The organism is Pantoea sp. PA1 (assembly GCF_056856975.1).
The window spans coordinates 1,924,581-1,940,411 of the sequence record NZ_JBXGEE010000001.1 but is presented as its reverse complement, the minus strand read 5'-3'; the positions used below and the strand labels follow the sequence as shown (position 1 = coordinate 1,940,411).

General features: G+C 55.7%; 13 protein-coding genes. 12 read left to right on the top strand and 1 reads right to left on the bottom strand.

Annotated features, from left to right (window positions below):
- Positions 1–21: 21 nt before the first annotated feature.
- Positions 22–1,239 (bottom strand): pyridoxal phosphate-dependent aminotransferase, encoded by a 1,218-nt coding sequence (locus AC1V0D_RS09280; protein ID WP_009089010.1) that lies wholly within the window; start codon positions 1,237–1,239, stop codon positions 22–24.
- Positions 1,240–2,200: 961 nt separating this feature from the next.
- Here AC1V0D_RS09280 and lrhA point away from each other — a divergent pair.
- The 12 genes from lrhA (at position 2,201) to nuoL (ending at position 15,732) form a co-directional block, all read left to right on the top strand.
- On the top strand, positions 2,201–3,124 hold the full coding sequence (lrhA, locus tag AC1V0D_RS09275; protein ID WP_003854247.1) for a transcriptional regulator LrhA: 924 nt from the start codon (positions 2,201–2,203) through the stop codon (positions 3,122–3,124).
- 640 nt (positions 3,125–3,764) lie between these two features.
- A complete protein-coding gene (locus AC1V0D_RS09270; RefSeq protein WP_482907300.1) occupies positions 3,765–4,208 on the top strand; it encodes an NADH-quinone oxidoreductase subunit A in 444 nt (147 codons plus the stop codon).
- Between the two features lie 15 nt (positions 4,209–4,223).
- Positions 4,224–4,901, top strand: coding sequence for a NuoB/complex I 20 kDa subunit family protein (locus AC1V0D_RS09265; RefSeq protein WP_009089012.1), 678 nt, complete (start codon positions 4,224–4,226; stop codon positions 4,899–4,901).
- Positions 4,902–5,014: 113 nt separating this feature from the next.
- Positions 5,015–6,814 (top strand): NADH-quinone oxidoreductase subunit C/D, encoded by a 1,800-nt coding sequence (gene nuoC / locus AC1V0D_RS09260; RefSeq protein ID WP_009089013.1) that lies wholly within the window; start codon positions 5,015–5,017, stop codon positions 6,812–6,814.
- Between the two features lie 2 nt (positions 6,815–6,816).
- Positions 6,817–7,332: an NADH-quinone oxidoreductase subunit NuoE gene (nuoE, locus tag AC1V0D_RS09255; RefSeq protein WP_009089015.1), complete on the top strand. Its 516-nt coding sequence runs from the start codon at positions 6,817–6,819 to the stop codon at positions 7,330–7,332.
- A 2-nt stretch (positions 7,333–7,334) separates the two neighbouring features.
- A complete protein-coding gene (nuoF, locus tag AC1V0D_RS09250; protein WP_181161926.1) occupies positions 7,335–8,675 on the top strand; it encodes an NADH-quinone oxidoreductase subunit NuoF in 1,341 nt (446 codons plus the stop codon).
- A gap of 112 nt (positions 8,676–8,787) precedes the next feature.
- Positions 8,788–11,511, top strand: coding sequence for an NADH-quinone oxidoreductase subunit NuoG (gene nuoG, locus AC1V0D_RS09245; protein WP_482907299.1), 2,724 nt, complete (start codon positions 8,788–8,790; stop codon positions 11,509–11,511).
- A complete protein-coding gene (gene nuoH / locus AC1V0D_RS09240; protein WP_009089020.1) occupies positions 11,508–12,485 on the top strand; it encodes an NADH-quinone oxidoreductase subunit NuoH in 978 nt (325 codons plus the stop codon). The genes nuoG and nuoH overlap by 4 nt, the downstream gene beginning before the upstream one ends.
- 11 nt (positions 12,486–12,496) lie before the next feature.
- Positions 12,497–13,039, top strand: a complete 543-nt coding sequence (gene nuoI / locus AC1V0D_RS09235) for an NADH-quinone oxidoreductase subunit NuoI (protein WP_009089021.1) — start codon at positions 12,497–12,499, stop codon at positions 13,037–13,039.
- 10 nt (positions 13,040–13,049) lie between these two features.
- Positions 13,050–13,601, top strand: a complete 552-nt coding sequence (gene nuoJ / locus AC1V0D_RS09230) for an NADH-quinone oxidoreductase subunit J (protein ID WP_009089036.1) — start codon at positions 13,050–13,052, stop codon at positions 13,599–13,601.
- Positions 13,598–13,900 carry an NADH-quinone oxidoreductase subunit NuoK gene (gene nuoK / locus AC1V0D_RS09225; protein WP_003854236.1) on the top strand — a complete coding sequence of 101 codons (303 nt, stop codon included), beginning with the start codon at positions 13,598–13,600 and terminating at the stop codon, positions 13,898–13,900. The genes nuoJ and nuoK overlap by 4 nt, the downstream gene beginning before the upstream one ends.
- Entirely contained in the window at positions 13,897–15,732 is a 1,836-nt protein-coding gene (nuoL, locus tag AC1V0D_RS09220) for an NADH-quinone oxidoreductase subunit L (protein ID WP_009089038.1), read from the top strand. The genes nuoK and nuoL overlap by 4 nt, the downstream gene beginning before the upstream one ends.
- Positions 15,733–15,831: the final 99 nt, after the last annotated feature.

Below are 15,831 nucleotides of genomic sequence, written 5' to 3'. Positions count from 1 at the left end.
CTTCAGTATACGCGGGCGGGATTACTGACGATAGCCTTGCAGGAAACGGCCAAATTTATTGATGGCCATTTCCAGATCGTCCACGCGCGGCAGCGTGACGATGCGCAGGTGATCGGGCGAGGGCCAGTTAAATGCGCTGCCCTGAACCAGCAGGACTTTCTCCTGCAGCAGGAAATCCAGCACCATCTTCTGATCGTCGAAGATGTTGAATTTTTTAGCATCGATTTTCGGAAACATATAGAGCGCGCCCTGTGGCTTCACACAGCTGACGCCCGGAATATCGTTAATCAGTTCCCAGGCGCGCTGACGCTGCTCGTAGAGACGTCCGCCAGGCATGATAAATTCGCTGATGCTCTGGTAACCGCCCAGAGCCGTCTGAATCGCATGCTGGGCCGGCACGTTAGCACAGAGACGCATAGACGCGAGCATCTCCAGCCCTTCGATGTAGCCTTTAGCATGTTTCTTCGGCCCGTTAAGCACCATCCAGCCCTGACGGAAACCGGCCACGCGATAGGTTTTGGAGAGGCCGTTAAAGGTCACGGTCAGCAGATCCGGTGCCAGCGCGGCGATGCTGTGATGCTGTGCCTCATCATAGAGGATCTTGTCGTAGATCTCGTCGGCAAAAATGATCAGGTTATGCTGACGGGCAATCTCAACCACTTCCAGCAGCAGCTCTTTGCTGTAGACCGCGCCGGTCGGGTTATTCGGGTTGATAATGACGATGCCGCGGGTGCGGGGCGTAATCTTGCTGCGGATGTCATCCAGGTCGGGGAACCAGCCTGCGGACTCATCACAAAGATAGTGCACCGCTTTCCCGCTGGAGAGAGAGACGGCCGCCGTCCATAACGGATAGTCGGGAGCCGGGACCAGCATTTCGTCACCGCTGTTCAGTAACGCCTGCATCGCCTGCACGATCAGTTCTGACACACCGTTGCCAATGTAGATATCTTCTACCGTGACGTCGCGCATGTCGCGCGCCTGGTAGTGCTGCATGATCGCTTTGCGGGCAGAGTAGAGGCCCTTAGAGTCGCAATAGCCCTGGGCGCTGGGAAGATTACGAATCACATCGACCAGAATCTCGTCCGGCGCTTCAAAGCCGAAAGGCGCCGGGTTGCCGATGTTCAGCTTAAGAACTTTGTTGCCTTCTTCTTCGAGGCGTTTTGCCTCTTTCAGTACCGGACCACGGATGTCGTAACAGACATTGTCGAGTTTACCGGATTTATCAATTTGAAAAGTCATTGTTACCGCCTTAATGGGCAGAATCCTTTTGGCTGCCACAGAAATCAAACCAGCACAATGTACTCTCCTCAGGATAACAAAAGAAGGGTGCCGTCCGGTTTTGGCGGGTTCAACACCTTTTTGCCCGGCGCATAGCGTAAAAATTATTTACCACGGCTTTAGCTGGTCATTAAAACCATAAATAAGGATAAGGTCAGGTTTTTAAACTGATGAATAGCGTGGCAGGGGCAGGGCTGCGGTGCGCGTTTTCTCAAAGCGGACCGTAAATAATCTGAAGCGGTCATTTTTCCGCCGCGGAAATATACCCCAGGAGAAATAGTTAAAGGATATTTTATGAATGCTCATTTTGTGGACGATTTTGCGGCCTCGTTAATACTTACGCCTTAACGCTGCTTAAGAGTATCCGGTTTAAGGTGTTGTGATCGCCGGAAAAGGTCCAAAAGCAGAGGGTAAAAGAGGCATCAGATTGAACTATTGTGGGCAGCAGTTAACAGTTTCTCACTAAATTTCAGAGCGATGAAGGCTTAAAAAGTGATCAATAATGTGGCATAAGGGTCTGGAAATGCCTTTGCCGCAAAATTTACAGCGGTTTTCACAAAATCATTTCCATTTTGAAGTCAAAAATGATTAAGTATAATTTATTATTTAATGCACTTTACCGCTTTGTCCCGCTAGCCCGTAAAGTGTGAATTTCGTCCTGTCCGGTTCTTTTCGGCAGGATCACGATTATGACGCAGCTTCCTGCATTCGCGCGCCCCGCGCTTTCGGTTCAGACGTGGTCTTTTTCACGACAGCGTGTGACCTATCAGGTGAGTGAGCCGTGCGGAATCCGCACAAGAGATTTTTTGTGCCAGTCTTCACACAGGACTGTCATTAAGCACCATTACTGCTTATCACTTTGATAAGCTTGTAATAACACCAGGGTAGTAGTTCGTAAAATCTTATAAGTGAAGAAAAAAACATGACTAATGCAAATCGTCCGATACTGAATCTCGACCTCGATCTGCTGAGAACTTTCGTTGCCGTTGCGGATTTGAATACCTTTGCAGCCGCCGCTGCAGCGGTCTGCAGAACCCAGTCAGCAGTCAGTCAGCAGATGCAACGTCTGGAACAATTGGTAGGTAAAGAGCTGTTTGCCAGACATGGACGTAACAAACTGTTAACAGAGCATGGAATTCAGCTTCTGGGCTATGCCAGAAAAATTCTGCGTTTTAATGACGAAGCCTGCACCTCACTGATGTACAGCAACATTCAGGGCGTACTGACTATCGGTGCCTCTGATGACACCTCAGACACGATCCTGCCATTCCTGCTGAACCGTGTGACCTCGGTGTATCCGAAGCTGGCTATCGATGTGCGGGTTAAACGTAACCCTTTCATGATGGAAATGCTCAACCAGGGTGAAGTGGACCTGGTTGTGACGACCTCCAGCCCGGGTAATTTCACCTATCAGGTGCTGCGGACATCACCGACTTTATGGTACTGCGCTGCGGATTATATCTTCCAGCGGGGTGAAGCCATTCCACTGGTGCTGCTGGATGAGCCAAGTCCTTATCGTGATATGGCCATCGACCATCTTAACGAAGCCGGTATTCCGTGGCGGATCTCCTATGTCGCTTCAACCCTGGCTGCCGTACGCGCCGCGGTAAAAGCGGGTCTGGGTGTGACAGCCCGTCCGGTTGAGATGATGAGTCCGGAACTGCGTGTGATGGGTGCGGCGGAAGGGCTGCCGGTGCTGCCGGATACGCAATACCTGCTGTGCCGCAATCCGGATAGCGATAACGAACTGGCACTGGCGATCTTCAATGCCATGCAGTCCACTAACGATCCCTACAATCTGAGCAATAATCCCGACGGTGCATTGTTGCTGGATGACGAAGAGTAGTTTCGCTTACGTATTGCACTCCATGCCAGCGTGACTGTCTTAATAAACGCTTATAAATCGCCTCTCGCTTTCCGAACCGGACGAGAGGCTTTTTTTTGTCTGATGCACCTCAGACGCCCCTCCGCACACGTCCTGTCCCGCTGATTCACGTCCTTTTCGGCCTCACACCGCTCTCTACTGAAACCTGCCAGTCATAAACCCGCTATTTTGTTCCATGATGTCTCATTTGAGGTGGATAAAATTGCGGCAAAAAGGGCAAAACTGTGTTCCTGATCAAGAAAATACCCCTGGTAAGGGGAAGGAAAACAGCGTGAGACCTGTCAAAATATGATTGTTAAATGCACGATCCATGCGTGTGTATACCCGCTACACTAAAATTAACCCTACAGACTGAAGCGATTTAGCTGGAAAGCGGGGCATCATTTGTTAATAATATGATGCAGGTGTGAAATAATGTTTGGATACTTTTGTCAAAGTTGACAAAAGGTTATAGAAAGGAGTAAAAAACCCCATAAAATTGCTGCTTATTGACAAATAACAGCGACGTTTAAAAGGTTTTTACCCTTCCCTTGAATCGATGTGGTCAGTTTGCTGCGGGAAACGCGTGCAGGATGCCAGCGCCACTTTTGATGAGTAAGCAATGTGTATGTCAACTACCACCGAAATCATCGCTCAGCACTGGGCGTTTATCGTATTTATCGTTATTGCCTTTGGCCTGTGTGCTTTCATGCTGACCGGAGGATGGCTGCTCGGCGGCAAAGCACGCGCCCGCTACAAAGACACGCCATTCGAATCAGGCATCGAATCCGTTGGTGATACCCATATCCGCCTCTCGGCGAAATTTTATCTGGTTGCGATGTTTTTCGTCATTTTCGACGTCGAAGCCCTCTTTTTATACGCATGGGCGACCTCAATCCGTGAAAGCGGATGGATCGGCTTTGCGGAAGCCGCAATTTTCATTTTGGTGCTCCTGGCGGGGCTGGTCTATCTGGTGCGCATCGGCGCGCTGGACTGGGCGCCTGCCCGCCGTCGCGTAGTGGTGAAAACCACTACGGTCAGCCACACCAAACCTCACAAGCAGTAAAAGAGAGGCAATAAGATGGACTATACGCTCACCCGCATAGACCCGAACGGTGGTGAGAACGACCGTTATCCTCTGCAAAAGCAGGAAATCGTCAGCGATCCGCTGGAGCAGCACGTTCATCGCAGCGTCTACATGGGCAAACTCGAAAATGCCCTGCATGACATGGTGAACTGGGGACGTAAAAACTCCCTCTGGCCCTACAACTTTGGTCTCTCCTGCTGTTATGTAGAGATGACAACGTCGTTCACGGCCGTGCACGACGTGGCCCGTTTCGGCGCGGAAGTGATGCGTGCCTCGCCACGTCAGGCTGACTTTATGGTCATTGCCGGTACCCCCTTCACCAAAATGGCCCCGGTCATTCAGCGTTTGTACGATCAGATGCTGGAGCCAAAATGGGTTATTTCCATGGGTGCCTGCGCCAACTCCGGCGGCATGTATGACATCTATTCCGTTGTGCAGGGTGTAGATAAGTTCCTGCCGGTTGATGTGTACATTCCTGGCTGCCCGCCTCGTCCTGAAGCCTATATGCAGGCACTGCTGCTGCTGCAGGAGTCGATCGGTAAAGAGCGCCGTCCTCTCTCATGGGTTGTCGGCGATCAGGGCGTTTATCGCGCCAACATGCAATCCGAGCGGGAAAGAAAGCGCGGCGAGCGCATCGCCGTCACTAACCTGCGCAGCCCGGACGAAGTCTAAAACCGTACGGATGGAAAATCGCGCCTGCAGCAGAACATCACAATTTAATGCATGGCCCCATCCTGACGCCTTCATTTGAGTGCCTGAGATCAGGCCGGAATGGTGAGTAACGTATGACAGATTTGACCACGCAAGATCTCGCTCAGCCGCTATGGCAAACCCGTGATCACCTGGACGATCCGGTGATCGGCGAGTTGCGTAACCGTTTTGGGCCGGACGCCTTCACTGTTCAGCCTACCCGTACCGGAATTCCGGTTGTCTGGGTAAAGCGTGAACAGATACTGGAAATTACCGAGTTCCTGCGTAAATTGCCGAAGCCTTACGTCATGCTGTATGACCTGCATGGTGTGGATGAGCGTTTACGTACCCACCGTGCAGGCCTGCCTGCTGCGGATTTCTCCGTTTTCTACCACCTGCTGTCGATTGAACGCAATCGTGACATCATGCTCAAGGTGGCCTTATCTGAAAACGATATGCATCTGCCGACGCTTACCCGGCTTTTCCCGAATGCCAACTGGTATGAGCGTGAAACCTGGGAGATGTTTGGCGTCACCTTTGATGGGCACCCGCATCTGACGCGCATCATGATGCCCCCCACGTGGGAAGGCCATCCGCTGCGCAAAGATTATCCGGCGCGCGCCACGGAGTTCGATCCTTTCACGCTGACGAAGCAGAAAGAAGATTTAGAGATGGAGGCGCTGACCTTTAAGCCTGAAGACTGGGGCATGAAGCGCAGCACCACCAACGAAGATTTTATGTTCCTCAACCTCGGGCCTAACCACCCGTCAGCGCACGGTGCGTTCCGCATCATTCTGCAGCTGGATGGCGAGGAGATTGTCGACTGTGTACCGGACATCGGCTATCACCATCGTGGTGCCGAAAAGATGGGGGAGCGTCAGTCGTGGCACAGCTACATTCCCTACACTGACCGTATCGAATACCTGGGCGGCTGCGTCAATGAAATGCCATATGTGCTGGCCGTTGAGAAACTGGCCGGGATCGTGGTGCCCGATCGCGTAAACGTGATCCGCGTGATGCTCTCTGAGCTGTTCCGCATCAACAGTCATCTTCTCTATATCTCGACCTTTATTCAGGACGTCGGTGCGATGACACCGGTGTTCTTCGCCTTTACCGATCGCCAGAAAATTTATGACGTGGTTGAAGCCATTACCGGCTTCCGTATGCACCCGGCCTGGTTCCGCATCGGCGGGGTTGCCCACGATCTGCCACGCGGCTGGGAGCGTCTGCTGCGTGACTTCCTGGACTGGATGCCGAAACGCCTGAAGGAGTATGACAAAGCCGCACTGCGTAACAGCGTGCTGGTTGGTCGTTCCAAAGGCGTGGCCGCTTACAACATGGAAGAGGCGCTGGCATGGGGCACCACCGGTGCCGGTCTGCGTGCCACCGGTCTCGACTTTGATGTGCGCAAATGGCGTCCTTATTCTGGCTACGAAAACTTCGATTTTGAGATCCCGGTCGGCTCCGGCGTCAGCGATGCTTACAGCCGTGTCCAGCTGAAGATGGAAGAGATGTGGCAGTCGCTGCGCATCCTTGAGCAGTGCCTCAACAACATGCCAGAGGGACCGTTCAAAGCGGATCACCCGCTGACCACGCCGCCACCGAAAGAGCGCACGCTGCAGCACATCGAAACGCTGATCACACACTTCCTGCAGGTGTCGTGGGGGCCGGTGATGCCAGCCAATGAATCTTTCCAGATGATTGAAGCGACGAAAGGGATCAACAGCTACTACCTGACCAGCGACGGCAGCACCATGAGCTACCGCACCCGTGTGCGTACGCCGAGCTTCCCGCATCTGCAGCAGATTCCTTCGGTAATCCGTGGCAGCCTGGTATCCGACCTGATCGTTTACCTGGGCAGTATCGATTTTGTTATGTCAGACGTGGACCGCTAATTATGCACGATCAACACATTGCCATTAAAACGATCGACCCTGATGAGGTCTTCGTGCTGAGTGCGGAAGAGCATCACGCCATTGAGCACGAAAAACACCACTATGAAGATGCGCGTGCAGCCTCCATTGAAGCGCTGAAGATCGTGCAGAAACAGCGTGGCTGGGTACCGGATGGTGCCATCAACGCGATCGCCGATGTCCTCGGGATTCCGGCGAGTGATGTTGAGGGTGTGGCGACATTCTACAGCCAGATCTTCCGTCAGCCGGTGGGGCGTCATGTGATCCGTTACTGCGACAGCGTGGTCTGTCACATCACCGGCTATCAGGGCATCCAGGCCGCACTGGAGCAGCAGCTGAATATCAAACCGGGTCAGACCACGGCCGATGGCCGCTTTACGCTGCTGCCGACCTGCTGCCTGGGGAACTGCGATAAAGGGCCGACCATGATGGTGGACGAAGATACCCATGTTCATCTGACGCCGGAAGGCATTCCCTCTTTGCTGGAGCAGTATCAATGACAATCAAACAGATCATTCGTACTGCTGAAACTCACCCGCTGACCTGGCGGATGCGCGACGACAAGCAGCCGGTCTGGCTGGACGAATACCGCAGTAAAAACGGCTATGCCGGTGCGGAAAAAGCGCTGAAAACCATGTCGCAGGATGAGATCGTCGCGGCAGTCAAAGATTCCGGCCTGAAAGGGCGCGGCGGTGCAGGCTTCTCGACCGGGCTGAAGTGGAGCCTGATGCCGAAAGATGAGTCGATGAACATCCGTTACCTGCTGTGTAACGCCGATGAGATGGAGCCGGGCACCTATAAAGACCGCCTGCTGATGGAGCAGATGCCGCACCAGCTGGTCGAGGGGATGCTGATCAGCGCCTTCGCTCTCAAGGCTTACCGTGGCTATATCTTCCTGCGTGGTGAATATATTGAAGCAGCGGTGCATCTGCGCCGCGCGATTGCCGAAGCGACCGAAGCGGGCTTTCTCGGCAAAAATATTCTTGGCACGGGCTTCGACTTTGAGCTGATCGTCCACACCGGCGCAGGACGTTATATCTGCGGCGAAGAGACGGCGCTGATTAACTCCCTGGAAGGCCGCCGTGCCAACCCGCGTTCCAAACCGCCTTTCCCGGCGAGTGCCGGAGCGTGGGGCAAGCCGACCTGCGTGAACAACGTGGAAACCCTCTCTAACGTCCCGGCGATCCTGGCCAACGGCGTAGAGTGGTACAAGAGCATCTCAAAAAGTGAAGATGCCGGTACCAAAATGATGGGCTTCTCCGGGCGGGTTAAAAATCCTGGCGTCTGGGAACTGCCATTTGGCATTACCGCGCGTGAAATCCTCGAAGATTACGCGGGCGGCATGCGCGACGGACTGAAGTTCAAAGCCTGGCAGCCCGGTGGCGCAGGCACCGACTTCCTGACAGACCAGCATCTGGATCTGCCGATGGAATTTGCCAGCATCGGTAAAGCTGGCAGCCGACTGGGCACCGCCCTGGCGATGGCCGTCGACCATGAAATCAATATGGTTTCGCTGGTTCGCAACCTGGAAGAGTTCTTTGCCCGTGAGTCGTGCGGCTGGTGTACGCCGTGCCGTGACGGTCTGCCGTGGAGCGTAAAAATTCTGCGCGCGCTGGAGCAGAAGCAGGGGCAGCCAGGGGATATCGAAACCCTGCTGCAACTCTGCCGTCAGCTCGGTCCGGGTAAAACCTTCTGTGCGCATGCCCCGGGTGCGGTCGAGCCGCTGCAGAGTGCGATTAAATATTTCCGTGAAGAGTTTGAAGCCGGCATGGCGCCGCAGGTCTTTGGCAATACCCGCTCCATTGGCGGGATCCAGCCAAACCTGCTGAAAGCGCGCTGGTAATTCGCCGCCGCACACGGAACAGGCCTGGTGCCGCCGCCCCGACAATGTCGTGCGTCGGGGCAAGAATATGATTAACGCTCGTCTCTGACGAGCCTTACGGAAGCATGTCACTATGGCTACAATTCATGTAGACGGTAAAGAGTATGATGTGAACGGAGCGGACAACCTGCTACAGGCGTGTCTCTCTCTGGGCCTTGATATTCCTTACTTTTGCTGGCATCCGGCGCTGGGAAGCGTCGGGGCCTGCCGCCAGTGTGCGGTAAAGCAATTCCAGAATGCCGAAGATACCCGTGGTCGTCTCGTCATGTCCTGCATGACGCCGGCCTCTGACGGCACATTTATCTCCATCGACGATGGCGAAGCGAAAGAGTTCCGCGAAAGCGTGGTGGAGTGGCTGATGACCAACCACCCACACGACTGTCCGGTGTGTGAAGAGGGCGGTAACTGTCACCTGCAGGATATGACAGTGATGACCGGCCACAGCTTCCGCCGCTATCGCTTCACCAAGCGCACCCACCGTAATCAGGATCTCGGCCCCTTCATCTCCCACGAGATGAACCGCTGTATCGCCTGCTATCGCTGCGTGCGTTACTACAAAGATTATGCCGATGGCAAAGATCTGGGCGTCTACGGCGCACATGACAACGTCTACTTCGGTCGCCCGGAAGATGGCACGCTGGAAAGCGAATTCTCCGGTAACCTGGTCGAAATCTGCCCGACCGGCGTGTTCACCGACAAAACACACTCCGAACGCTATAACCGTAAATGGGATATGCAGTTCGCGCCGAGCATCTGCCAGCAGTGCAGCGTGGGCTGTAACACCAGCCCGGGTGAACGTTATGGTGAGTTGCGCCGTATCGAAAACCGTTACAACGGCACCGTTAACCACTACTTCCTCTGTGACCGCGGCCGCTTTGGCTATGGCTATGTGAACCGTAAAGATCGTCCGCGTCAGCCGATGCTGTTGCGTGGCAACGACTGGGTGACGCTGAACGCCGAGCAGGCAGTTAACGCCGGGGCTGATTTGCTGCGCCAGGCGAAGAAAGTGATCGGTATCGGCTCACCGCGCGCCAGCGTTGAAAGTAACTTTGCCCTGCGTGAACTGGTCGGGGCGGAGAACTTCTCAACCGGTATACCGGCAGCAGAGCAGGCCCGGCTTGAACTGATGCTGAAAGTGCTGCGTGAGGGGGGGATTTACACCCCTTCGCTGCGTGAGATTGAAAGCTACGATGCGGTGCTGGTGCTGGGTGAAGATCTGACCCAGGTCGGCGCACGTGTGGCGCTCTCCGTCCGTCAGGCGGTGAAAGGCAAAGCGCGTGATATGGCCGCGGCACAGAAGGTGGCAGACTGGCAGATCGCCGCGATCCTGAACATCGGTCAGCATGCGAAACATCCGCTGTTTGTCACCCACGTTGATGAAACCCGTCTGGATGATATCGCCGCATGGAGCTATCGTGCGCCGGTTGACGATCAGGCGCGTCTCGGTTTCGCCATCGCCAGTGCGCTGGATGAATCCGCGCCTGTGGTGACCGATTTTGACAGCGCACTTAGCGCCAGAATGGATGTGGTGGTTCAGGCACTGGCGGGCGCGAAAAAGCCATTAATCATCTCCGGTACCCATTCCGGCAGCAGCGCCATGATTGAAGCCGCCGCAAACGTCGCCAAAGCCCTGAAGGCGCGTGGCGCCGATGTCGGCATTACCTTGCTGGCCGGCCACGCTAACAGTGTCGGACTTGGCCTGATCGGCGGCAATCCACTGGAGCACGCGCTGGAGCAGCTGTCAGGCGGTGAAGCCGACGCGCTGGTGGTGCTGGAAAACGATCTCTATCGCCATGCGCCCAAAGCGCTGGTGGATGCGGCGCTGGCTCAGACCACGAACGTGATCGTGGTGGATCATCAGCGCACCGCGACCGTGGAGAAGGCGGGTCTGGTCTTATCGACCGCGAGCTTCGCCGAAAGCGATGGCACCTCTGTTAACCATGAAGGCCGCGCGCAACGTTACTTCCAGGTTTACGATCCCGCTTATTACGACAACAGCGTCGTGATGCTGGAGAGCTGGCGCTGGCTGCACTCGCTGCACAGCACCCTGGAAAGCCGTCACGTGGACTGGACTCAGCTCGATCACGTTATCGATGCCGTAGTCACCCGTCTGCCGCAGCTGGCCGGCATCAAAGAGGCGGCGCCTGACGCCAGCTTCCGTATCCGGGGCCAGAAACTGTCACGTTCGCCGATCCGTGCGAGTGGACGTACTGCCGCACGCGCCAACATCAGCGTCCACGAACCGCGTCAGCCGCAGGATCAGGACACGATGTTTGCCTTCTCGATGGAAGGGAACAACCAGCCGTCGGCCCCGCGTTCTCAGATCCCGTTTGCCTGGGCACCGGGCTGGAACTCCCCTCAGGCGTGGAACAAGTTCCAGGCCGAAGTGGGCGGCAAACTGCGTCATGGCGATCCGGGCGTGCGCCTGTTTGAAGCCAGCGCCGGTCAGTTACCCTGGTTTACCCGTGTCCCTCAGGCCTTTGTCAGTGAAGGGCAGTGGCGTGTGGCGCCGTGCTACCAGCTGTTTGGTAGTGAGGAGATGTCGCAGCGTTCCCCGGTTTTCCAGCAGCGTATGGCGCAGCCTGCTCTGGTGATCAACCCGGACGATGCGGCGAAGCTGGGCGTCAACGATGGCGCAGCCGTCGAGTTCAGCTGTGCCGGTGAGACCGTGCGTCTGCCGGTGCGTTTCTCGGCGTCACTGCAGGCGGGACAGATTGGTCTGCCGCTGGGCATGCCAGGCGTTCCGCCGTTCCTGGCGAACGGTAAAATCGACACTCTGCAGGAGGCGGCGCAATGAGCTGGTTAACACCGGACGTTATCGACATTCTGCTGGCCATTGTTAAAGCCATCGTCATTCTGCTGGTGGTCGTGGCCTGCGGCGCGTTCATGAGCTTCGCCGAGCGTCGTCTGCTCGGCCTGTTCCAGAACCGTTACGGACCGAACCGCGTAGGCTGGGGCGGGTCACTGCAGCTGGTGGCGGACATGATCAAAATGTTCTTTAAAGAGGACTGGGTCCCGCCGTTTACCGACCGCTTTATCTTTACTCTGGCACCGGTTATCGCCTTTGTTTCGCTGCTGCTGGCCTTTGCTATCGTGCCGGTTTCACCGACCTGGATGGTGACCGACCTGAACATCGGTCTGCTCTTCTTCCTGATGATGGCAGGTCTGGCGGTCTATGCGGTGCTGTTTGCCGGCTGGTCGAGTAACAACAAATACTCGCTGCTGGGTGCGATGCGCGCCTCGGCGCAGACCCTGAGCTATGAAGTGTTTCTGGGGCTGTCGCTGATGGGCGTAGTGGCGCAGGCGGGCTCGTTCAATATGAACGACATCGTCAACAGCCAGACGCATCTCTGGAACATCATCCCGCAGTTCTTCGGTTTTGTGACCTTCTGTATTGCAGGTGTGGCGGTGTGTCACCGTCATCCCTTTGACCAGCCAGAAGCGGAACAGGAACTGGCTGACGGTTATCACATCGAGTACGCCGGGATGAAGTTCGGCCTGTTCTTCGTCGGCGAGTATGTGGCGATTACCACGGTCTCCGCCCTGATCGTCACGCTGTTCTTTGGTGGCTGGCATGGACCCTTCCTGCCGCCGTTCATCTGGTTCGCCCTGAAAACGGCGTTCTTTATGATGATGTTCATCCTGATCCGCGCCGCGCTTCCGCGTCCACGCTACGACCAGGTGCTGTCATTCGGCTGGAAAGTGTGTCTGCCGTTGACGCTGCTGAACCTGCTGGCGACTGCCGCAGTGATTCTCTACACAGCGTCGTAAGGGGTTAACAAATGACTTTGAAAGATATTGTCGTCGGTTTTGGCACGACAGTTCGCAGTATCTGGCTGATAGGGCTGCACGCCTTTGCCAAACGTGAAACGCAGATGTACCCGGAAGAGCCGGTTTATCTGCCACCTCGCTATCGCGGCCGTATCGTGTTAACGCGCGATCCGGATGGGGCAGAGCGTTGCGTGGCCTGTAACCTGTGTGCGGTTGCCTGTCCGGTGGGCTGTATTTCGCTGCAGAAAGCGGAAACCAAAGATGGCCGCTGGTATCCGGAGTTTTTCCGCATCAACTTCTCACGCTGCATCTTCTGCGGCATGTGTGAAGAAGCCTGTCCGACCACCGCGATTCAGCTGACGCCCGATTTTGAACTGGGCGAGTTTAAGCGTCAGGATCTGGTGTATGAGAAGGACGATCTGCTGATTTCGGGACCGGGTAAATATCCGGAGTACAACTTCTACCGCATGGCAGGTATGGCGATTGACGGTAAAGATAAAGGCGAAGCGGAAAACGAAGCGAAGCCAATCGACGTCAAAGGCTTATTACCTTAAGGAGCAAGGCATGGAATTTGCGTTTTATCTTTGCGGACTGGTGGCGGTGCTGACGACGTTGCGCGTCATTACCCACACCAATCCGGTACATGCGTTGCTGTACCTGATCGTTTCGCTGTTATCGATCGCCGGCGTCTTCTTCTCAATGGGAGCCTATTTTGCGGGTGCACTGGAGATCATCGTCTATGCCGGCGCGATCATGGTGCTGTTCGTCTTCGTCGTGATGATGCTGAACCTGGGCAAACAGACGCAGAAACAGGAGCGCGAGTGGCTCAGTCCCTCACTCTGGATCGGTCCGGGCCTGGTGTCGCTGCTGCTGCTGGTAGTGATGGTCTACGCCATCCTGACCGCCAATGACCAGGGTATTGACGGCACGATCATCGACGCTAAAGCGGTCGGTATCAGCCTGTTTGGTCCCTACGTCCTCGCGGTAGAGCTGGCGTCGATGCTGCTGCTGGCCGGTCTGGTCGTGGCCTTCCATATCGGTCGTGAAGAGCGCCAGGGTGAAGTCCTGAGCAACCGTCCTGCTGACGCCGCACAGGCGAAAAAGGAGAGCGCATGATCCCGTTACAACATGGATTGATTCTGGCTGCCGTGCTGTTTGTCCTTGGACTCACGTCGCTGGTTATCCGCCGCAATCTGCTGTTTATGCTGATCGGCCTGGAAATCATGATCAACGCCGCCGCGTTAGCCCTGGTGGTTGCCGGGAGCTATTGGGGTCAGGCCGACGGACAGGTGATGTATATCCTGGCCATCAGCCTGGCAGCAGCGGAAGCCAGTATTGGTCTGGCGCTGCTGCTTCAGCTCTATCGTCGTCGTCAGACGCTGAACATTGATACTGTGAGCGAGATGCGCGGATGAATCTTCTCTATTTAACTGTCTTGTTTCCGCTAATCGGCTTTCTGCTGTTAGCGTTTTCCCGCGGTCGCTGGTCAGAGAACCTGTCGGCCACGATTGGTATGGGATCGGTAGGTTTGGCGGCCCTGACCACAGCGATGATCGGTTTCGACTTCTTCGCTAACGGTCAGCAGGCTTATACCCAGTCGCTCTGGACCTGGATGCATGTCGGCAACTTCGACATGAAGGTGAACCTGGCGCTGGATGGCCTGTCGCTGACGATGCTGTCTGTGGTAACCGGTGTGGGTTTCTTCATTCACATGTTCGCCTCCTGGTACATGCGGGGTGAAGAGGGTTACTCCCGCTTCTTCGCCTACACCAACCTGTTTATCGCCAGCATGGTGGTTCTGGTGCTGGCCGATAACCTGATGCTGATGTATCTGGGCTGGGAAGGGGTAGGGCTCTGCTCCTATCTGCTGATCGGTTTCTACTACAGCAATCCGGAAAATGGCAAAGCGGCGATGAAAGCGTTCATCATCACCCGCGTGGGCGACGTCTTCCTGGCATTCGGCCTGTTCATCCTCTACAACGAGCTGGGCACGCTGAACTTCCGTGAGATGATGGCGCTGGCACCGGCGCACTTTGCCGCAGACAACCACATGCTGCAGTGGGCAACCCTGATGCTGCTGGGTGGCGCGGTCGGTAAATCGGCTCAGCTGCCATTGCAGACCTGGCTGGCAGACGCCATGGCCGGTCCGACACCGGTTTCAGCACTGATCCACGCCGCGACCATGGTCACCGCGGGCGTCTATCTGATTGCCCGTAGCCACGGTCTGTTCCTGCTGACGCCGGAAGTGCTGCATCTGGTGGGCATTGTCGGGGCGATAACCCTGGTGCTGGCGGGCTTTGCTGCGCTGGTACAGACCGATATCAAACGCGTGCTCGCTTACTCCACCATGAGCCAGATCGGCTACATGTTCCTGGCACTCGGTGTTCAGGCGTGGGATGCGGCGATTTTCCATCTGATGACGCACGCCTTCTTTAAAGCGTTACTGTTCCTCTCCTCTGGTTCGGTCATTCTGGCCTGCCATCATGAGCAGAACATCTTCAAAATGGGCGGCCTGCGTAAAAGTATTCCGCTGGTCTACACCTGCTTCCTGGTGGGTGGCGCGGCCCTGGCAGCCCTGCCGCTGGTCACCGCGGGCTTCTACAGTAAAGATGAGATCCTGTTTGGCGCACTGGCTAACGGTCACATCAATCTGATGGTGGCCGGACTGGTCGGGGCATTCCTGACCTCAATCTATACCTTCCGCATGATCTTTATCGTGTTCCACGGCGAAGAGAAAATTCATGCGCATGCCGGTAAGGGGATTACCCATCATCTGCCGCTGATTGTGCTGCTGCTGCTCTCCACCTTTATTGGTGCGCTGATCACGCCACCGCTGGCGGGTGTCCTGCCAGCCAGTGAGTTCGGCGAAGCGGGCAAAGTGGGACTGGAAATCACCTCAGGCGTTGTCGCGATTGTCGGCATTCTGATCGCTGCCGCGCTGTGGCTGGGCAAACGTGAGCTGGTTACCCGGATTGCAAACAGTGCACCTGGCCGTTTCTTCGGTACCTGGTGGTTTGCAGCCTGGGGCTTCGACTGGCTCTACGATAAAGTGTTCGTCAAACCTTACCTGGGTATTGCGTGGCTGCTGAAGCGCGACCCACTGAATGGCCTGATGAACCTGCCTGCACTGCTGTCACGTATTGCCAACAAAGGCCTGGTCGTCAGTGAGAATGGCTACCTGCGCTGGTACGTTGCGTCAATGAGCGTGGGTGCCGTGCTGGTGCTGGCTCTGCTGCTGGTGATGTAAAGATTGATGAGCGGGGCAGGTTAGTTAATCTGCCCATTGAGAATGTCAAAAATTGTCCTGAGCAAGGGCGTTATCGTCGCAGCCAGTTTGGTTTCCGCC